Genomic DNA, 19,716 nt, shown 5'->3' with positions numbered 1-19,716 from the left:
TCCCGCGAGCACCCGGTTGGGCCTCTCGCGTGGCGCAAACTAGGGAGCCCCCCTCCCAGGGACAACCTCCCCCCAGGACGGATGAATCTCCCCGGCGTGTAATGGCTTCCAGCAGCCGACGCTTTCCCCGTCCTCCAGGGCGCTACGGCACCTGCCGGTGACGAAGAATGAACTCACACACCTCGCGCGCCGCGCCGAAGCCCGCCGGCCGCTGCGCCACATAGTGCACTTGCGAACGCACCTCGTCCGGGGCCTCGGGCGGCGCCGCCGAGAAACCCACCGCCTTGAGCAGCGGCAGGTCCACCGTCTCGTCGCCCATGTACCCACACCGGTCCGCTGTCACCTTCAACAGCTCCAGCAGCTTCTCGAAGTGGGCCACCTTGTCCTGGCTGCCGAAGTGCACGTGCTTGAGGCCCAGCGACTGCATCCGCATCTGCGCGGACAGGCTGTCGCCGCCGGAGATGGCCGCCACCTCCAGCCCCGCCTCCTGCAGCCGCTTGATGCCCATGCCGTCGCGCACGCTGTACATCTGCGTCCAGCCCGAGTTGGGCACCCAGAAGATGCGTCCGTCGGTGAGCGTGCCGTCGATGTCGAAGATCATCACCGACAGGCGGCTCACCCGCTCCTTGAGCGACTCGAGATTCTGGTTCATCCGCGCTCGCCCTACTTGGGAACGGCCTTGAGGACGGCCTTGCCGTCCTTGATGACGACCTTGAACTCCACCGACTTGGCGTTGTGCTGCTTCATCAGCTCGGGCACCTGCTTGCGCAGCGTGGCGGCGACGGAGTCGTAGCTCATCTTGGAGGTGTCCTCCTTGTTCTGACGCTTGGCGGTGACGTAGGCGTCATAGACGGACTTGAGCTTGTCCTCGGAGAGCCCTCCACCGCCGGCCGCCACGGGAGGACGCGCCGCCGCGGCGGGCCTGGCGGCGGGAGGACGGGCCGCCGCGGGCGCGACCGGAGGCACGGCGGGAGCCACGCGCGGCACGGCGGGCGCGACCGGCGGCACCGCCGGAGCAACGGACGGCACGGCGGGAGCCACGCGCGGCACGGCGGGCGCCACGGGCGGCACCAACGGGGCCACGCGCGGCGCCACCGGCGCCACGGAGGGAATGGACGGAACCGCGGTGCCCCGCGCCGGCGTCCCCGCCACGGGTGCCACGGACGGCACCAGCGGCGCCACGGACGGCACCAACGGAGCCACGGACGGCGCGCCACCCCGGAAGGGCACCGGTTCCACGGGCGGGACGAGCGGCGCCACGGAGGGCACCTTCGAGGGCTTCACCTCCTCGACCTCGAAATCCTCGTCCGGCAGCTCGATGGGCCCCAGGGTCTTCGGCCTGTCGGAGCCGGTCTGCTTCACCGAGCGGCGCTTCGCCTTGGCCACGTCCCGCTTGTAGGTGCCGTTCTCGATTTCCTGCAGCGTGCGCTGCCAGAGCCGCTCGTACGTGGCGAACTTGGTGGCGATGGCCTGCACGCGGAACTTCGCCGCGGTGTTGCGGATGAAGCTCGTCTTCAGCCGCTCCAGCCGCTTCTTGAGGTCCTCGTACGCCCGCGTCGGCGGCAGGCGCTCGTTCCCCATGAAGTAGAACTCGTAGGCCACCTTGAGGGCGGCGATGTCGGCCTCGATGGCGTCACACTCCTGGAACGCCACCTCACTGCCCGACATCGTGGGCATCCCGGACTTGGTGTCGCCACTGGCCGCGGCCAGCTTGGCGGACGACTTCGCCGAGGTTCCGGCCTTCAAGGCCTGGTTCTTCGTGGACGACTTCGAGGACTCGTACGCCATGGGTTCCTAGAGTGTCCTCAAGACGCGCCCGGGGATCAACCTCAGGCAGGGCTCGGTGTCGGGCCGACGCCAGCCGCCTCGCCTGCCCGGCGGATCCGCCGGTACAGCAAAGTCGCACCGAAGGTGAACATGCACAGGGAGATGAACTGGCTGGTGGAGATGTTGTACCAGGCCTCCAGGGGCACCGAGTCGGCCAGCCGAGAGGCGCCCAGGGACTCGAGCAGGCCGTGCAGGGTGCCGCGCTCGGTGTCGCCGCGGAACAGCTCCACCGAGGTGCGCAGCACCGCGTAGCACATCAGCCACATGGCGAAAATCTGGCCGTGGAAGCGCCGGTAGCGCCGCGCGAAGAGCAGCGCCAGGAAGAGGACGAGCTGGCCCACGGACTCGAAGATCTGCGTGGGGTAGATGGGCAGCGTGGTGCCGTGCTGCGCCACCCAGTCGGAGATGCGCACGGCGCCGGGAGCCATGTGATGCAGGATTTCCCCGGTGGCCTCCACCACGTAACGCGAGTCCTGCGCCTGCGACTGGAAGGCGAGGCTGGAGGTGCCCCCGAGCCGCCCGAAGAGGTCCTTGGCCAGCCCCGAGCCGGGGAAGTGGACGGCGAAGCGCGTGCCGGCCGCGGTGACGTCCCCCCAGCAGCAGCCGGCGGAGAAGCACCCGAGCCGGCCCAGGCACTGGCCCAGCGACACGGTGGGGATGGCCAGGTCCGCCAGCCGCATGAACTCCATGTGGTGCTGCTTCGCGAAGAGCAGCGAGGCCAGGGCGGCGCCGATGAGGCCGCCGTAGAACACGAGCCCGCCGCCCAGGGAGAACACCTGCGTCCAGTCGCGCGCGTAGTCCTTCCAGTTGACGAGGATGAAGAGGACGCGGCTGCCCACCAGGCCGCCCACCAGCGCGTAGAAGCCGAAGTCCATCATCGCCTCCTGCTTGCGAGGGCCCTCGGTGTCCACCCACTGACCGCCGCCCTGGGCGTCCGGCACCCACGTGGGCTTGCGCCACTCCTCGCGCGCCAGCCGCGCCGCCACCGTCAGGGCCGTCATGAAGCCCGTGGCCAGCAGCACGCCATAGGTGTGGATGGGGATGCCCTCGCCCTTGCCACCGGGGATGGCGGACGCGGGCAGCGCATAGCGCAGGCCGAACCACGCCAGGAGCGCGGCGAAGGCCCCGTAACCGAGCGCGCGCTGCATCCGGTCGCTGGAGGTGGGGGCCTCGGGCTTCGCCCCGGGGGCCTTGGGAGTGCCCACGGCGCCGCTCCAGCCGTTGTAGGCGATGTAGCCCACGACGCCGAGCGCCAGGGCGTACAGGACGAGCTGGGACCAGAGGGAGGTGAAGGTGAAGTGGACGAGAACGGGAAGCATGGGCAGGAGCCTCGGAGACGCGAGGCCGCGCAGGTTACCCGTTCACGGCGCCGCGGAGGTGGGAAGTGGCGGCCCTCGCTCGGGACCGCCCGCAGGGGGAGCGGCCCGCCGTCAGGCGGTGGCCGACTTGTCCTGCTTGGGCGTTTCCTTGTCGTCGGGCGTCTCCTTGCGCACGAAGGCGTCCACCATGAGCAGCCCCACGCCCACGACGATGGCCGAGTCCGCCACGTTGAAGGACGGCCAGGCGGCCTTGTCGTACCAATGGGCCTCGAGGAAATCGATGACGAAGGCCCGGGCGATGCGGTCGATGTAGTTGCCGATGGCGCCGCCCAGCACCAGGGGCAGGCCCCACAGGGCCCAGCGCTCCTGGGGGTCCTTCCCGCTCAGCTTGCTGAAGTACCAGGTGATGAGCACCACCGCGCCGATGCTCACCACGTGGAAGAGCAGGCCGCGCGTGGCGGGCGGAAGGGTGCGGAACAGGCCCCAGGCCGCGCCCGGGTTCTCCGCGTAGCGCAGGCGGAAGAAGGAATCGGAGACCTCGATGTACCGCTTGGAGCGGTAGTGCAGCCCATCGAAGCCCTGGGGAGGGGGCTCGCCGTACATCGCCGACAGCCGCTCGCCCAGCGTGGGCCGGTCATCGAAGCGCGTGGTCAGCTCGCGGACGACGAGGTACTTCGTCCACTGGTCGAGGACGATGACGCCGAGCGCCACCGCCAGCAGGAGGATGTATTTGCGAGGCACGAGAGGTGTTTATACCACCTGCCCCCCGGGCGTCACGGTTTCCACGGGCTTGCGCTCCAGGAAGGAGTCCAGCAGGAGCAGACCCACACCGACGCAGATGGCGGCATCGGCCACGTTGAAGGTGGGCCAGCGCATGCCCGGCTGGTTGCGCCAGTGCCAGTCGATGAAGTCGATGACGTAGCCGCGCAGGAGCCGGTCCACGAAGTTGCCCAGCGCGCCACCCGCCACGAGCGCGAGCGCCCAGCGCACCCGCCGCTGGTCCGGGGTGAGCCGCACGTACATGAAGCCGATGAAGCCGAGCGCCACCAGGCTGACGAGGTGGAAGAAGGGCCGGCGCACGGAGTCGGGCAGGTTGCCGAAGAGGCCCCAGGCGGCACCCGGGTTCTCCACGTAGCGGAAGTGCCAGTAGTTCTCGATGAAGCGGTAGGGCGTCAGGCGCCGGTACTTGCCCTCCACCGGCGGGCTGTTGTCCAGGTTCTGCTCGGAGACGAAGCCCGTCACCCGGGAGAAGCCGGTGCGCCCATCGAGCGCCTCCGTGAGGTGGGCCACGGCCAGGTATTTGGTCACCTGGTCGGCGGCGAGGGTGGCGAGGCCCACGAGGATGAGGACACGAAAGCGCTGCATCATGAGACCCTCAGGTCTACCCTGGTGCTGGGGGCCTGACAACCGGAGTGGGAAAGCAGCCGGGCAGGCGTCGGGTTGACTCGCTGGAAGCCTCGAAGTGGGGCATGGTGGGGATGATGGAGACTGTTCAGCCACCCGTGACGCCGAATCCGAACGAGACTCCCAACGCCCCGGCCGTGGCCCCGGCGAAGCCGAAGCTGATGGAGCGCCTGCAGGCCTTCATCGTCCGCTACGGTCCGCTGGCCCTGGTGGTGCACTACGCCATCTTCGGCCTGTGCCTGGCGGGCTTCATGCTGCTCATCGACGCGGGCTTCCAGGTGAAGGGCGCCGTGGGCGCCGCGAGCACCTTCACCGGGGCGTACCTCGCCTGCCAGGTCATCAAGATTCCGCGCTTCGCCGCCACGTTCGCGCTCACGCCGCTGCTCGACAGGCTCATCCGGCGCCTGCGCAACAAGGGTCCCAACCCGGCCGACCCGCCCGCCGGCCCATGACGCGGCTCCAGGTCCGCTTCCACGGCGCGCTCAACGATTTCCTCGCACCCGAGCGGCGCGGGGTGGAGTTCGTCCACACCGTGCAGGGCACGCCCGCGGTGAAGGACCTGATCGAGTCGCTCGGCCCGCCCCACCCCGAGGTGGACGTGGTGCTGGTGGATGGAGAGGCGGTGGACTTCTCCCACCGCGTGGGGGACGGGCAGCGGCTGGCCGTCTACCCCGCCTTCACCTCCATCGACGTGACACCGCTGGTGCGCGTGGGGCCCCCTGCCCTGCCCGAGCCGCGCTTCCTGCTGGACGTGGGGCTCGGCCGGCTCGCGGGCCTGCTGCGCATGCTCGGCTTCGACACGCTGTGGCGCAACGACTACGCGGATGACGTGCTCGCCCGGCAGTCACGCGAGGAGCGGCGCATCCTGCTCACGCGGGACCTCGGCGTGCTCAAGCGCTCCGAGGTCATCCACGGGTACTTCCCCCGCGAGACGGACCCCTCGCAGCAGTTGGTGGAGGTGGTGCGGCGCTTCCAGCTCACCGCGCACATGCGCCCCTTCTCGCGGTGCATCCCGTGCAATGGCGTGCTCTCGGGGGCCTCGCCCGAGGAGGTGCGGGGCCGCGTGCCCGAGAACGTGCACGCCACGTTCACCCGCTTCCAGCAGTGCCCCGAGTGCAAGCGGGTGTTCTGGGCGGGCTCGCACCACGACCGCATGCAGGTCATCATCGACAAGCTGCGCGAGCTGGAGCAACAGCCGTAGACGCGGCCTTCAGCGCACCCGCGCGCCGAGCCGCTCCCAGCGCACGCCTCCCCCGGGCATCCACGAGAAGTGGATGAAGCGCGCCGCCGCCACCACGTTCTCCAGCGGCAGCGGTCCCCAGACGCGCGAGTCGAGGGCATTGTCACGATTGTCCCCGAGCACGAAGACGTGCCCCGCCGGCACCACGCACCCGTCCTCGCGCTCCTCCATGCCCCGAGGGCACTTGACGCTCTTGGACGGGAAGTTGAATGACCAGCCGCCAGGCTCCTCGTTGAGGAGCACCTCATGTGGGCGCTCGCCCAGTGTCTCCTCGTACCTCCGGCAGGACGCGGCCATCCCCTCCGAGGCGAGCCCCAGTCCCTCACAGCCGCCGAGCGGCGCCCACTCCACCGGTCCGCCACCGAGGTGCAGCCTGCCGGCCCGGATCATCACCACATCCCCGGCCAACGCCACCGCCCGCATGACGAAATGCTGCTCGGGCTGCGGCGGAGCCTTGAAGACGATGACGTCGCCCCGCTCCACCGCCCGCCACCGCAACGGACTCCCCACGGTCTTGTCCGTGTAGAACTGGTCCCCCATGTACAGCGTCGGCTGCATCGAGCCGGAGGACACCCTGAAAGGCTCGGCCACCATCCGCCGCGTCGTGCGCCCCACGACGGACGACACCGTCCAGAAGCACATCAGCCCCAGCAGCACCCAGCCCACCCTCGGTACGCCCTGCTCCCGCGGCGGGAGTCTCGCGACGTCCACCGCCGCGCCCACGAAGCACCCCAGCATGAGCACGAACCCCGGGAAGCCCGTGAACGGCAGCGCGGCCTGGCTCAGCAGCAGCGCCCCCATCCACACCGTGCCCCGCCACCACCGCCCCAGCAACAGGTGGCCACTGCCCGGGCTGATGCTCAGCACCACCGCCCACAAGCGGCGCCAGCGGGAGACTCTCGGGGAGGAAGTCGACATGGAGTTCCTGGACTCAATGGGGGGCAATGGCCTGCCCGAAGATACTCAATCCACGAAGCGGTTGAGCTGGTAGCCACCATCCACGTCCCAGATGGCGCCCGTCACGTAGCCCCCCTCCTTCTCGTCGAGCAGCGTCAGCGCATGCCTCGCGAGCTCCTCGGCGGGGAGGATGCGCTTGATGAGGCTCACGTCGAGCGCCGCCTGCTCGAAGCCCGGAATCACCTTCGCCACCGAGCGGAAGGCGGGAGTCTCGATGGCGCCGGGGCACAGGGCGTTCACGCGAATCCCACGCGCGGCGAGCTCGATGGCCCACGTCTGCGTCAGGTGCTGCACCGCCGCCTTCGTCGCGCCGTAGATGGCGATGTTCGGCAGGGGGCGACGGCCCGCCGCCGATGAGATGTTCAGGATGGCCGCGCCCTTGCGCCCGCTCATCGCCTTCACGGCCGCGTCGGTGAACACCACCGTCCCCCGCACGTTCACCGCGAACATCGCGTCCACGTCCTCCATCGAGAACGCCCCCACCACCCCGGCGCGGAGGACTCCCGCGTTGTTCACGAGCAGGTCCAGCCCTCCGTGGCGGCTCACCGCCGCTTCCACGGCGCGCCCGGCCGTCTCCTCGCTCGCGACGTCTCCCACCACGTACGAGGCATGGGACCCCAGCTTCCGCACGGCCTCCTCGAGCTTGTCCTCGCGCCGGGCGACCAGCACCACCCGCGCGCCCTCCTCGACGAGCCCGGCCGCGATCGCGAAGCCGATTCCCTCACTCCCACCCGTGATGACCGCTGACTTTCCCGCGAAGCGCATGTGCTGCCCCTTGAGTGCCACGTGTCCCATCGTGGTGGTCTCACTGTCACTCCGGGCACCACTCCGCGCAAGCCACCGCGGGTCAAGGGCTCGCCAGGGGAGCGCGCTCACAGGGGCTCGACACCCTCACCCCGTCCCTCTCCCGGTGGGAGAGGGGTTGTGGGCGGAGCAGGGCACCGGGCCGCAGGACCCGGCTCCGGGCCTCCCTCAGCTCAGCGCGTCCTGGCACTTCTCGCAGACGGGCGCTCCCGAGGCCATCTTCTCGGAGTACGTCCAGCAGCGCGGGCACTTCTCGCCCTTCGCCGTCAGCACCTCCGCCTTCACGTCCTCGCCCAGCGCCTGCGCCACGTTCAATGCCTGCGCCTTCTCGCCCGCCGCGTCCGCCAGCTCCACCTGGCTCACGATGAACAGCCCCGGCAGCTCCGCCGCGTTCGCCTTCAGGAACTCCAGCGCCTTGCCGCTCGCGCTCAGCACCACCCGCGCCTCCAGCGATGCGCCGATCATCTTGTCCCGGCGCGCCGCCTCCAGCAGGCCCTGCACCGCGCCGCGCACCGCGAAGAGCTTCTCGTACCGCTCGGACAGCGCCGCGTCCGGCTTCACCGCCGGCTCCGGGAAGTCCGTCAGGTACACGCTCTCCGCCTTCTTCCCCGGCAGGTACTGCCACGCCTCCTCCGAGGTGAAGCTCATCACCGGCGCCAACAGCTGCAGCAGCACCGTGGCCACCTCGTGCAGCACCGTCTGCGCGCTGCGCCGCGCGGGCCCCGCCGCCTTCGACGTGTACAGCCGGTCCTTCAGGATGTCGAAGTACACCGCCGACAGGTCACTCGCGCAGAAGTCCACCACCGTCGCGTACACCAGGTGGAACTCGTACGCGTCGTACGCCTTGCGCACCCGCGCCACCACCTCCGCCAGCCGGCCCCGCGCCCACGTGTCCAGCGGCAACAGCTTGTCCGCGGGCACCGCGTCCTTCTCCGGCTCGAAGTCGTACAGGTTGCTCAGCGCGTAGCGGATGGTGTTGCGAATCTTCCGGTAGCCCTCGCTCAGACCCTTCATGATCTGATCCGACAGGCGCACGTCGTTGCGGTAGTCGCTGCTCGCCACCCACAGCCGCAGCACCTCCGCGCCGTACTGCTGGATGAGCTTCTCCGGCGCCACGGTGTTGCCGAGGCTCTTGCTCATCTTCTGGCCCTGGCCGTCCACCACGAAGCCGTGCGTCAGGCACGCCTTGTAGGGCGACATGTCGCGCGTGCCCACCGCCACCAGGATGGACGAGTGGAACCAGCCCCGGTGCTGATCGCTGCCCTCGAGGAACAGGTCCGCCGGCACCCGCTGCCGCCGCTCGGACACCGCGCTGAACGCGCACGCCGAGTCGAACCACACATCCAGGATGTCCGTCTCGCGGCGGAACTCCGTCTTGCCGCACTTCTTGCACGGGTAGCCCGCGGGGAGGAACTCCTTCACCGGCGTGCGGTACCACACGCCCGCGCCCTCCTTCTCCACCGCGTCCGCCACCTTCTCCATCAACTCCGCGGAGATGACGGACTCGTCGCACCCCTCGCAGTAGGCGATGGGGATGGGCACGCCCCACGTGCGCTGGCGGCTGATGCACCAGTCCGGCCGCGTCTCCAGCATGCCCCGGATGCGGCTGTGCCCCCACGAGGGCACCCACTGCACCTTGTCCACCTCGTCCAGCACCTGCTGCCGGTACGACTTGTCCCCCTTCAGCGGCTTGTCCAGCGGGATGAACCACTGGTACGTCGCGCTGAGGATGACCGGGTTGTGGCAGCGCCAGCAGTGCGGGTAGCTGTGCTCGACCTTGTCCGACTTGTCGTTGAGCAGCACGCCCTTCTCGGCCAGCATGTCGATGACGATGGGGTTGGCCTCGAAGACCTTCTTGCCCGTCAGCCGCTCGCCCACGCTCTCGTCGTAGCGGCCGTCCAGGCGCACCGGGTTGTAGATGTCGAGCCCGTACTTCAGGCCCACCTCGTAGTCCTCCTGGCCGTGTCCCGGCGCCGTGTGCACCAGGCCCGTACCGGCCTCCAGCGTCACGTGCTCGCCCAGGAGGATCTTCCCCTGCCGCTCGTAGAAGACGTGCTGGTAGGTGCAGCCCTCCAGCTCGTCTCCGCGCGCGTAGGCCACGATCCGCTCGGGGTCCACCAGCGACGCCGCGGCGACCTCCTCGCCACCCGGCAGCTTCGCGTTCTTCACCGCCAGCTCGTCCGCCTTCACCTCGGCCAGCACCTTGGGCAACAGATCCTTCGCCACGCAGATGACGCGCTCGCCGAGCGTGTAGAACACGTACTCGTACTCGCCGTTCATCGCGATGGCGAGGTTGGCCGGCAGCGTCCAGGGCGTGGTGGTCCAGATGACGAAGGAGACGTTCTTCCCCCTCAGCTTCGGCACCTTCTCGGCCACCTCGGGGCCCGCCGGGAAGGCCACGTACACGGAGGGGCTCGCGTGGTCCTCGTACTCCACCTCGGCCTCGGCCAGCGCCGTCTGGTCCGTCACGCAGAAGTACACCGGCTTCTTGCGCCGGTAGAGCATGTCCCGCTTCGCGAACGTGGCCAGCTCGCGGATCTCCTGCGCCTCGTAGGAGAAGTCGAGCGTGCGGTACGGATGGTCCCAATCCCCGAGCACGCCCAGGCGCTTGAACTCGGTGCGCTGGATGTCGATGAACTCCATCGCGTACGTGCGGCACTGCTCCAGGAAGGCCTCCCGGTCCAGCGTGCGCTTGTCGATCTTCTTGTCCTTCAGCCGCTTCTCCACCGCCTGTTCAATCGGCAGACCGTGGGTGTCCCAGCCGGGGATGTAGTCGCACCGGCGGCCGGCGAGGTTGCGGTACTTGACGACGATGTCCTTGAGGATCTTGTTGAGCGCGTGGCCCGCGTGGATGTGGCCGTTGGCGTACGGGGGCCCATCCGTCAGCACGAAGGGCTCGGCGGCCGCGCGCCGCTCGAGAATCTTCCCCCAAATCCCCTTCTCCGCCCACCAGCCGAGCATCTTCGGCTCCAGCTGGGCCAGGTTCCCCTTCATGGGGAAGTCCGTCTTCGGGAGGTTGACCGAGTCCTTGTAGTCCTTCGGGGGGGTGCCGGTGTCGCTCATGACCTCGGGCCGTAACACGGGCCCGCAGGCGCTTCAATCCGCAAGCGTACCGGGCGCCTCCCAGCGACAGTGCCGGGCGGAACGCCTGGGGCTCAGCGCTTGCCCGGTTCGGGCTGCGAGCGGCCGGGCTGTGGGCCTTCCTGGACGTCCGGCTCCATCGCGGCCTCGAGGGCGTTGCGGCGCAGGACGATGACCGCCACCTGGCCCTCCTTGACGGGGCGCACCGACACCCGCAGCTCCTCGCCGCCGCGGCGCCACGTCCCCGTGGACGTCTCGGAGAACCCCGCCCCGCTCAGTTCCTTCTGGTAGAAGTCCCGCACCTTCTCCGGCTCGGTCTGGGCCAGGTACGTCATGGTGCGAGCGCCTTCCATCTCGCTCTGCATCACGTCCTTGCCGCCGGGGAAGACGGGGGCGAAGGCGGCGCGCTCACGCCGGGCCATGCCCAGGTTGGCCTCGCCCAATATCACCGTGGTGGAGCCATCCGCGTTGGGCTGCAGCAGGAAGGTGTAGGAGATGAGCCGGTCCGTATCCAGCGCGGTGAGCTGCGGCTCCTGGAACCACTGGGTGCGGTGGTGGTCCGGCGGAATGTAGAAGCCCGCCGCCTCGAAGCGGTCCACCAGGTGCTGGAGGATGACCTGGGGCTTCTCCGCGCTCTTCACCGAGCGCAGCCGCACCGGGATGCCATCGGCCCGCATGAACCCCGGCATCTCCACCGACTCCAGCACCCGGGGCACGTCCCAGGCGAAGGGCACCGGCTGCTCGGAGGCCTTCGGTTGCTCGGAGGCCTTGGGCCGCGCGGAGGCGATTCCCGCGCCCCACAGCACTCCCACCAGCACCAGCCCCAGCCGGGTGCTCACGGGCACGGCTTCCCCAGGAAGCAGTTCTGCCGCCGGGAGTAGGAGGTGTTGTACTCGGGGCTGCGGCTGCCGGCGCCCGGCGTCGTCTTCCAGTCGTTGGGGTCGCTGTCGCCGCCGTTCTCCCGCTCCTGGAAGTTGCTGTCCATGCCCCGGAAGCTCATCCAGAACGTGCCCGGACTGATGGGCGCCTCACCCACGATGTTGTTGGCCAGCTTCTCCGAGGCGCCATTCACCGCGTTGTGGGCGCTGTAGACCCGCCGCGCGGACTCGAAATAGGCCTCGTTGGCGCAGTTCGAGCCATTCAGCACCCGGCACTCCCTGGCCTCGGCCCGGCTGGACAGGCCCCAGTCATCCAGGAGGATGCCGAAGCCGCCAGCGCACGTGCCGCCCTTCACGCGGCCCAGGCCACACACGGGGATGGACCCCACGGTGTAGTGGGGCACGTCGAAGAAGCCCCCCCGTCCCCGGTCCAGGAAGCGGCGGGTGAACTTCGCCACGGGGGAGAGCACCGCCCGGGAGGTGCAGCTCATGCCTCCCACGTCCTGGTAGACGTTGCCGGTGGAGGAGCTGGTCGGGAAGCTGATTTCCCCGGCCTCGCGGCAGGTGACCTCCAGGCCCTCGGCGGAGGTGAAGACCTGGACCACCCTCGACCGCCCGCGCTTGGAAGCGCGCCCGTCGAAGTCCGCGTAGCGCTCGGTGGCGAGCTTGCCCGGCTTGTTCGAGCTGATGAGCTCGGTGAGATCGCTGAAGTCCCTGGGCAGCTCGTGCGTCTTCGCGCTGGTGGTGTCCCACAACGCGCTGGTGGCCGCCTCCTGCACCTTGAGCGACAGGTAGCCCACCTCGGCGAAGTGGATGCCGAAGATGAGCACGGTGACGAAGAGCAGCAGCCCGAGCGCCAGCTCCGTGGTGCCCTGGCCGCGCTGCGACGCCCTGGTTCCGCGGAGCCTTACCATCCCTTGTACCCCTTCTTCCTGAGCGCCTCGTACACGTCGGCGGCGAACTCCACATCCGCGTCGGCCCTCAGCGTCGAGCCCACGTCCTGGACGCCCTGATCATCCACGTGGGCCGACACGAGCGTGGCCCGCCAGAAGGGGTTGAGGAAGTTGGGAGGCTCGCGCCAGTAGGGGCCCGCGCGCCGGTAGTAGGCGATGCCCGTGGAGAGCGCCGTGGCCTTGGAGATGTCCGTGCCACCATTGGCATCGGACAGCTCGATGCCGCGGTTGTCGAACTCGGTGCCGCCCCGGGCCTTGGAGAAGCGGAAGCGGAACAGGAGGTTCCACGGGTCCGCCTTCCCGCCCTTGCGCTGCCTGTAGTCGCGCTGGATGACGGCGTAGTTCTTGGGCTGGCCGAAGTTGTCCCCCGCCTGCGCCACCAGGTTGTAGTTGTAGTCCATGTGCGAGGGCCAGATGCCCGGGCACGCCGTGCACGTCCCCATGGTGTGCCGCGTCTGGGAGTCGGGATCGCCGCCGCCGCCGGTCCACCGGTGCTCGTCGCTGGTATCCCCCCTGTGGTTGCTGCGCACGTGCGCCATGGCGTCGGCCGAGCCGGGCAACCCGTTCGGGCACGGTGAATCGGCCCGGTTGAAGATGATGCTCACCGAGCCGTGATCATCCCCCCAGACCTCGGTGGCGTCGATGGTGTGCCCGGAGTGGGTCTTGCTCTGGTTGGGGAAGTAGCCGCTGCCCTCGTTGGTGACGCTCACGAGGGTGTCCCGGTTGGGGATGAGATCCTTCAGCTTGCGCCGGATGGGGCCGGCCGCCCCACGTCCGGTCACGAAGGCGAAGCCACGGCTGCCCATGGCCGCGTCCACGAAGTGCAGCTTCCTGCCCGCGTCGCGGCGGAGGCAGGCGGCCCCCTTGCCCCCGCAACCGTTGCCGCCATTGACCTCCCGGCTGTTGATGGACGCCGTCACCACCGAGAGATCGTTGCCCCCGAAAGGCATGCCCTTCTTGGCCTCGTCGACGATGCGCTGGGCGATCCGCGCCTCGAGCACGCGCTGGGTGAGATCCCTTTGGTAGACGTCCTTCTGCTCTTCCCAGATGGAGGAGAGCTGCAAGGCAGCCGCCTCCTGGCCCGCGGCCGTGTCCAGGCCATCCCACTCGCCGTCGAGCTTCTTGTCCGCCTGCTCCAGGTCGTTCTGCGTCTGTTCGATGTCCAGGACGGCCTTGGTGGCGCACGCGCACGTGGAGGGGTTGGAGGTACAGGCCGCGACGAGGAGCGCGTACTCCGCCTTGGGGAGATCGTAGGCCTTCTTGGTCGCGTGGATGGTGCCCCGGTAGTAGCTGCTCCAGGAGATGAGGCTCTCCACGCCCGTCATGGCCACCATGTGCCCCATCAGCGCCCGGTTCATCAGCGAGATGGAGTTGAAGGCACGCGCGGTGGCCACCGCGTTGGAGTAGGCGGCGGCATCCGCCATCGTCTGCAGCTCCATCTTCTCCTTGGTCTTCATGCCGATGGAGAGCGTCATCGTCACCATCAGCACCAGCAACAGCAGGCTGAGCGCGAAGACCACCAGCGTCTGTCCACGGCGTCTCATCACAGCCCCTCCGGAGTGGAAGCGCAGTTCTGCTGCTCGAAGTGCACCGCGCGCGCGGGAGTCATCATCCGCATGCCGTAGGTGGCCTGGATGGGGATGACGTACTGCTTGGAGTCGACCCGGGAGCGCAGCTCGTCACGGATCTGCGGATCCAGGTTGATGACGGTCGCGGAGCTCTTCTCCCAGCCCGCCTGGGCGTCCGCCGGATTGAGCGGGTTGGCGGCGTCGTACTTCTTCAACCCCAGGTGGGCCAGCATCATGCGGCTGATGACCCAGTCCGCGAAGGGGATGCGCAGCCGGTACCAATAGATGAGCCGGACCTCCAGGCGCATGGCGTTCGAGCCATCTCCCCTGGGCAGGTCGAAGTCGGGATCTTCCGCGCCGCCGATGTCGGCCGGCCGGGGCGACTCGCGCACCAGCCAGAAGATGGGACCGTCGTGCCGGCCATCCTTCCCGCGGCCCCGCTGGTACTTGGGGTCCGGATTGTCGGTGCTGGGGCCGATGCGGTCCTGCCACGCCGAGGCCAGCTTCTCCGCCGCCGAGCCACCCCCCGAGCCACCCAGGTAGGGCGTCACGCTGGGCAGCAACCCCGCCAGCGCCGCGTGCACCATGGGCACGCAGTCACCGTGGTTGCGGCTGCCCGCACGCACCGCCTGGAACGCCGCGTACTCCGCCATGATGCGGCCCTGCAGCATCATGAAGAGCTGCAGCGTCCCCAGCACGAGGAAGATGACGAGCGGCAGCGTCAGCGCGGCTTCCACAGCCGCCTGACCGGATTCATGTCCCTGGGGGGATCGGGACTCCACGGTGCTCATATCAGGGCCTTTGTCACACTCCACCGCTGACTTTCCCATCGGTCAACTGGACCGGTGGAAGGGCCCGGACGCCTGCTTGCGACATTTGTCCTGACGCACCGCATCAACGCGGTTTCATGCCCTTGGCGTCGAGCTGGTACTTCTTCACCAGGCGCTCGATGGACTTGCGGTGCAGGCCACTTTCACGGGCAGCGCGGGAGAGGTTGCCCTCGCAGCGGGTGAGGACGCTGGTGACGTACTCGCGCTCGAAGTTCTCCAGCAGCTGCTCCTTGGCGTCCTTGAAGGTGAGGTGCTCGTTGAAGGGCAGCGGCCCCTCGCGCTGCTGGCCGCGCACGCGGGGCGGCAGGTGCTCGGGCAACACCTCCTCGCCGTCGCTGAAGGCCAGCACGTGGGAGAGCACGTTCATCAGCTCGCGCACGTTGCCCGGCCACCCGTAGGCCATCAGCAGTGACAGGGCCTCGGGGGAGATCCGCTTGCGCCCGTGCCGCGCCACCACCTCCGGGTCCGCCAGCCCCCGCTTGAGGATCAGCGGAATGTCCTCGCGGCGCTCGCGCAAGGGCGGCAGCTGGAGGTTGATGACGGACAGGCGGAAGAAGAGGTCCTCGCGGAAGTTGCCCGCCGCTATCTCCTTGGGCAGGTCGCGGTTGGTGGCGGCGATCACCCGGCAGTCCACCTCCAGGGTGTCGTTGCCGCCCACGCGCCGCACCTCGCGGTTCTCCAGCACGCGCAACAGCTTGGGCTGCAGGTCCAGCCGCAGCTCGCCCAGCTCGTCCAGGAAGATGGTGCCCCCGTGCGCCCGCTCGAAGGCGCCCGGCCGCGCCGCCATGGCCCCCGTGAAGGAGCCCTTCTCGTGGCCGAACAGCTCGCTCTCGATGAGGTTGGGCGGAATGGCGCCGCAGTCCAGCACCACCATGGGCCCCTTCTTGCGCCCGCTCAGCTCGTGGATGGCCTGTGCCACCAGCTCCTTGCCCGTCCCCGTCTCGCCTCCGATGATGACGGACACGTCCATGGGGGCGATCTTCTTGATGAGCGCGAACACCTGCCTCATCTTCACGCTCTGCCCCACCAGCCCGCACAGCTCGCCCTCGCGGTCCGGCTCCACCGTCACCTCCTCGTCGATGGGGGCGAAGGTGAGGGTGGAGGAGCCGGCGCGAATCTGGGCGCCGGCCGAGAGGTAGGCGCGCTCAATCCGCCGCCCATCCAGGAAGGTGCCGTTGGTGGAGTTGAGGTCCACCAGCAGCCAGCCCCGCTCGGTGTTGATGATTTCGAAGTGATGGCGGCTGGCCGTCCGGTCCTCGGCGAGCACCAGGTCGTTGGTGGGGTGGGCCCCACAGCGCAGACGCTCCTTGTCGGAGACGAGGGACTTGCCCTCGTCCGGCCCGGCGGACACCTGGATGCGGCACTTGCGCAGCTTGAGCGTGGCACGCGACTCGAGCACCAGGACCTCGGTGCCGGAGCCCACGCCCCCATCGGCCGGGGCGATGATGGAGTCGAGACCGTTCTCTCCGGGGTTGGTGAGAACGTCGTCCGGGTGCGCTTCCTTTGGATTCATCACTTTTCGATGATAGCAAACACGGGCGACGCCACCCGCCTCCGCCCGTGGTAGGCTCGCCCTCCTTCCATGCCCGCCAAGAAGGTCTCGTCCAAGAAGGCGCCCGCCCGGGCCCGCCCGAAGGCCCCCGCTCGCCCCGTCGAGCCATCGCCGTCCGACGCCCCGGCCCCCTCGGCTCCCCGCAAGCCCGGGGCCAAGAAGACGGTGGTCATCCTCTCGCGGAAGCGCTCCCTGTACTCCACCCGGCGGCTGGTGGAGGCCGTCAAGCAGCACGGCCACCGGCCCCTGGTGCTGGACACCCTGCGCTGCACCATGGTGCTCGCCCCGGGTCAGCCGCGAATGCTCTACCGCGGCGTGGACATCAAGGGCGTGGATGTCGTCATCCCCCGCATCGGCGCCTCCATCACCGGCTACGGCCTGGCGGTGGTGAAGCACTTCGAGATGATGGGGATAGCCGTGCTCAACGGCGCCGGGGCCATCTCCCAGAGCCGCGACAAGCTCCGGGCGCTCCAGCTCTTGTGCGCGGGCGGGCTGGACGTGCCCCGGACGGTGATGGCGCATGATCGCAGCAACGTGCGCAAGCTCGTGGAGGAGGTGGGCGGACTGCCCGTCATCATCAAGCTGCTGCGCGGCACCCAGGGCGTGGGGGTGATGATCGCCCATTCGCTCCAGGAGGTGCAGACCATCGTCAACACCTTCTGGGACCTGGGGCAGGAGGTGGTGCTCCAGGAGTTCGTCGCCGAGAGCAAGGGCCGGGACGTGCGCGCCCTGGTGGTGGGCGACAAGGTGGTGGGTGCCATGCAGCGGCGCGCCAAGAAGGGCGAGTTCCGCTCCAACATCCACCGCGGCGGCGAGGGCCACCCGGTGGAGCTGCCCGCCTCCTATGTGGAGGTGGCGGTGAAGGCCGCGCACCTGCTGGGGCTGGAGCTCGCCGGCGTGGACATGCTCGAGGGCCGGGAGGGGCCGCGGTTGATGGAGCTCAACTCCAGCCCGGGCTTCGAGGGCCTGGAGCGGGCGACGAAGCAGGACATCGCCGGGGCGATCGTCGACCATGCGCTCACCCTGGCGCGGACGCACGCGGCGGCGGGAGAGCCGCTACAGGCAGTGTGAAGCGCGGCCGTGACGCCCGTGGGGCAGGCGGACGGACGAGCCTCTTGCTCGGCCCTCCTGGGAATGGGCACTTCCGCAAAATGTCGGAGGGGATTGGCAGTGGGAGCGCGACCTTCGTAATCTCGCGGCGCTCGCACATGAAGCCCCTGCCCAAGCCGCTGCAGATCACCGTCTACCAGGATGTGCTGTGCTCCTGGTGCTACCTGGCCGACCTGCGGCTGGAAACCCTGAAACAGGAGTTCGGCGACCTCATTCGCTGGCGCGTGAGGCCGTACCCGCTGCGCGTCCACGACAAGAGGCCCACGGAGAAGGAACTGCGCGGGTTGACGGAGGAGGTGCGCCGGGCCCAGCAGGAGCCGGAGCCGGCCGCGAAGCTGCTGTCCACGGAGCTGTGGCGGGGCGGAGACGCGCCGCGCACCAGCATCCCCGCGCTGGCGGCCCTGGAGGCGGCGCGGCTGCAGAGCCCCGCGGCGAGGAACCACCTCGCGCGCTCCATGCAGCAGACGGCGCTGCAGCAGGGCGTCAACGTCACGCGCACGGACGTCATCTTCGAGCTGGCCAGCCGCGTGGGCCTGGACATGAGCCCCTTCTCGGCGGCGTTCCACTCGGACAACACGCGCAAGCTCATCCTGGACGAGCACCAGCTGGCCTCCAGCCGCGGCGTGCGCGGCGTGCCCACCCTGGTCATCGCCGGCCGGTGGATGGTGTGCGGCCTGCGCGACGTGGCCGAGTACCGCGAGCACATCCTCACCTGCCTGGGCAAGCTGCACGCCCCGCGCTCCGGCTCGTCCGAGCGCATGGTGCACTAGCCCGAGGGTGCACCAGCCCCCCTCGGAAATGACGGAAAACGGGTGTTGAATATCCTCGGCGCCCGCCCGTCTGCTTCCCTGTCGTTGATGAACTGGGCGGGCTGGCCCACGACCGGCCCCGGAGAACCGCCATGCGTCGCCTTCTGCTCCTCACAGTCCCCACTGCCCTGATGATGGGCTCCGGCTGTGTCGCTCACTACCACCAGCCCGGCTACTACTCGGACAACACCCCCCCGGCCACCGTCTACCAGTACCACTACTCGGGAGCCCACCCCGACGCGTACGGCGGCTGGTGCACCGAGTCGTACAACCACGTCCACGGCTACGCGCCCTCGGAAGTCAACGACTACACCTACTCGAATGACGTGTACGTCTACCGGGCGCCGCGGGTCATCTGGTACATGGACTACCACCCGATCGAGGGTGGCCATCACTGCTACATGCACGGCCGCCACAGCCACGACTACTTCCCGTACACGTACTCGGGCAGCTCGTACCGCTGGGACCGCGACCGCTCGGTGTACGTCTACAGCAACTACCGCCCGCCTCCGAAGCCGCGTGACTGGGACAACCACCACGACGCCTCGCCCGTGAATGGCGGCGGCAACCGGCCTCCTCCCTCCAACGGCGGCTGGGGCAACCCGAATCCTCCGCCCTCCAACGGCGGCTGGGGCAACTCGCAGCGGCCTCCGCCTCCTCCGGGCACCGGCGTCGGCTCGCGCCCGCCCACCAGCAGCGGTGGCTGGGGCAACCAGAATCCGAATCCGCCCTCGCAGGGCGGCGGCTGGGGCCAGCAGCCTCCGCCTCCTCCGGGCACCGGCGTCGGCACGCGCCCGCCCCAGAGCAGCGGGGGTTGGGGCAACCAGGGTCCGAATCCGCCCTCGCAGGGCGGCGGCAACAACAACCCGCCCCCGGGCCACGGTGGCACGCCTCCGGGCCAGGGCGGGACTCCGCCGGGCCACGGTGGCACGCCTCCGGGACAGGGCGGGACTCCGCCGGGACAGGGCGGCTGGGGCAACAGCCCGGGCCAGGGCCGCAATGACGACGCGCCGCCTCCTCCTCGCGGCGGTGGCTGGAGCAACGGCGGCCGGGACAATGATGACCGTCCCCGTGGTGGCGGCAACAGCAGCCCTCCCCCGCCTCCTCCCCGTGACAACGGTGGCAGCAGCGGCGGCGGCTGGGGCAACAGTGGCGGCAGCAGCGGCGGTGGCAACAGCTCTCCGCCTCCTCCCCGTAACAATGGCGGCAGCAGCGGCGGCGGCGGCTGGGGCAACAGTGGCGGCAGCAGCGGCGGTGGCAACAGCTCCCCTCCTCCTCCGCGTAACAGCGGCGGCGGGAATGGCAACAGCGGCGGCAGCAGCGGTGGCTGGGGCCGCAACCGGTAGGTCCTGACTTCCCGCAGTCCGTGACTTCGAGGGCCGCT

Annotated in this window: 18 protein-coding genes; 5 read left to right on the top strand and 13 right to left on the bottom strand. The window is 69.4% G+C overall.

Translation table 11 applies throughout. From position 1 onward, the window contains the following. Positions 1 to 142: 142 nt before the first annotated feature. The 5 genes from Q664_RS22570 to lspA (Q664_RS22550) form a co-directional block, all read right to left on the bottom strand. The gene (locus tag Q664_RS22570; RefSeq protein WP_043399229.1) at positions 143 to 652 is read right to left on the bottom strand and encodes a KdsC family phosphatase; all 510 of its coding nucleotides are present in this window, start codon (positions 650 to 652) and stop codon (positions 143 to 145) included. A gap of 11 nt (positions 653 to 663) precedes the next feature. Continuing rightward, positions 664 to 1,788, bottom strand: coding sequence for an MXAN_5187 C-terminal domain-containing protein (locus Q664_RS22565; RefSeq protein WP_235216830.1), 1,125 nt, complete (start codon positions 1,786 to 1,788; stop codon positions 664 to 666). A gap of 41 nt (positions 1,789 to 1,829) precedes the next feature. Further along, entirely contained in the window at positions 1,830 to 3,146 is a 1,317-nt protein-coding gene (locus Q664_RS22560) for a prolipoprotein diacylglyceryl transferase (protein ID WP_043399226.1), read from the bottom strand. A gap of 111 nt (positions 3,147 to 3,257) precedes the next feature. Continuing rightward, complete coding sequence (gene lspA / locus Q664_RS22555; protein WP_043399223.1) at positions 3,258 to 3,887, bottom strand: signal peptidase II; 630 nt, start codon at positions 3,885 to 3,887, stop codon at positions 3,258 to 3,260. A 9-nt stretch (positions 3,888 to 3,896) separates the two neighbouring features. Then, positions 3,897 to 4,514, bottom strand: coding sequence for a signal peptidase II (gene lspA, locus Q664_RS22550; protein ID WP_043399220.1), 618 nt, complete (start codon positions 4,512 to 4,514; stop codon positions 3,897 to 3,899). Positions 4,515 to 4,648: 134 nt separating this feature from the next. Here lspA (Q664_RS22550) and Q664_RS22545 point away from each other — a divergent pair, with 134 nt between their 5' ends. Both Q664_RS22545 and Q664_RS22540 read left to right on the top strand, forming a co-directional pair. After that, positions 4,649 to 5,002: a hypothetical protein gene (locus Q664_RS22545; RefSeq protein ID WP_235216829.1), complete on the top strand. Its 354-nt coding sequence runs from the start codon at positions 4,649 to 4,651 to the stop codon at positions 5,000 to 5,002. After that, positions 4,999 to 5,751, top strand: coding sequence for a Mut7-C RNAse domain-containing protein (locus Q664_RS22540; RefSeq protein ID WP_043399218.1), 753 nt, complete (start codon positions 4,999 to 5,001; stop codon positions 5,749 to 5,751). The genes Q664_RS22545 and Q664_RS22540 overlap by 4 nt, the downstream gene beginning before the upstream one ends. Positions 5,752 to 5,760: 9 nt before the next feature. Here the strand turns inward: Q664_RS22540 and lepB are convergent, their stop codons facing one another. The 8 genes from lepB to Q664_RS22500 form a co-directional block, all read right to left on the bottom strand. Further along, positions 5,761 to 6,708 carry a signal peptidase I gene (gene lepB, locus Q664_RS22535; RefSeq protein ID WP_152622276.1) on the bottom strand — a complete coding sequence of 316 codons (948 nt, stop codon included), beginning with the start codon at positions 6,706 to 6,708 and terminating at the stop codon, positions 5,761 to 5,763. A gap of 45 nt (positions 6,709 to 6,753) precedes the next feature. Next, a complete protein-coding gene (locus Q664_RS22530; RefSeq protein ID WP_043399212.1) occupies positions 6,754 to 7,542 on the bottom strand; it encodes an SDR family NAD(P)-dependent oxidoreductase in 789 nt (262 codons plus the stop codon). A 177-nt stretch (positions 7,543 to 7,719) separates the two neighbouring features. Then, positions 7,720 to 10,614, bottom strand: coding sequence for an isoleucine--tRNA ligase (ileS, locus tag Q664_RS22525; protein WP_043399210.1), 2,895 nt, complete (start codon positions 10,612 to 10,614; stop codon positions 7,720 to 7,722). 92 nt (positions 10,615 to 10,706) lie between these two features. Then, a complete protein-coding gene (locus tag Q664_RS22520) occupies positions 10,707 to 11,471 on the bottom strand; it encodes a hypothetical protein (protein WP_152622275.1) in 765 nt (254 codons plus the stop codon). Continuing rightward, positions 11,468 to 12,424, bottom strand: coding sequence for a TadE/TadG family type IV pilus assembly protein (locus tag Q664_RS22515; protein ID WP_052518507.1), 957 nt, complete (start codon positions 12,422 to 12,424; stop codon positions 11,468 to 11,470). Before Q664_RS22515 ends, Q664_RS22520 begins: the two co-directional genes overlap by 4 nt. Next, positions 12,418 to 14,007 (bottom strand): pilus assembly protein TadG-related protein, encoded by a 1,590-nt coding sequence (locus tag Q664_RS60060; RefSeq protein ID WP_043399208.1) that lies wholly within the window; start codon positions 14,005 to 14,007, stop codon positions 12,418 to 12,420. The genes Q664_RS22515 and Q664_RS60060 overlap by 7 nt, the downstream gene beginning before the upstream one ends. Beyond that, entirely contained in the window at positions 14,007 to 14,768 is a 762-nt protein-coding gene (locus Q664_RS22505) for a TadE family protein (protein ID WP_235216828.1), read from the bottom strand. The genes Q664_RS60060 and Q664_RS22505 overlap by 1 nt, the downstream gene beginning before the upstream one ends. 157 nt (positions 14,769 to 14,925) lie before the next feature. Next, a complete protein-coding gene (locus Q664_RS22500) occupies positions 14,926 to 16,374 on the bottom strand; it encodes a sigma 54-interacting transcriptional regulator (RefSeq protein ID WP_084610242.1) in 1,449 nt (482 codons plus the stop codon). 69 nt (positions 16,375 to 16,443) lie between these two features. Between Q664_RS22500 and Q664_RS22495 the strand changes: the two genes are divergently transcribed. From Q664_RS22495 to Q664_RS22485, 3 genes are all read left to right on the top strand, one after another. Continuing rightward, positions 16,444 to 17,484: an ATP-grasp domain-containing protein gene (locus tag Q664_RS22495; protein ID WP_043399204.1), complete on the top strand. Its 1,041-nt coding sequence runs from the start codon at positions 16,444 to 16,446 to the stop codon at positions 17,482 to 17,484. Positions 17,485 to 17,621: 137 nt separating this feature from the next. Then, positions 17,622 to 18,293: a DsbA family oxidoreductase gene (locus tag Q664_RS22490; RefSeq protein WP_043399325.1), complete on the top strand. Its 672-nt coding sequence runs from the start codon at positions 17,622 to 17,624 to the stop codon at positions 18,291 to 18,293. 131 nt (positions 18,294 to 18,424) lie between these two features. Further along, a complete protein-coding gene (locus tag Q664_RS22485) occupies positions 18,425 to 19,678 on the top strand; it encodes a hypothetical protein (RefSeq protein WP_043399202.1) in 1,254 nt (417 codons plus the stop codon). Positions 19,679 to 19,716 lie beyond the last annotated feature (38 nt).

Origin of the sequence: Archangium violaceum Cb vi76 (assembly GCF_000733295.1) — a bacterium.
Lineage (GTDB): Bacteria > Myxococcota > Myxococcia > Myxococcales > Myxococcaceae > Archangium > Archangium violaceum.
Note: the sequence above shows the minus strand (reverse complement) of the source record. Positions and strands in the feature narration are given on the sequence as shown.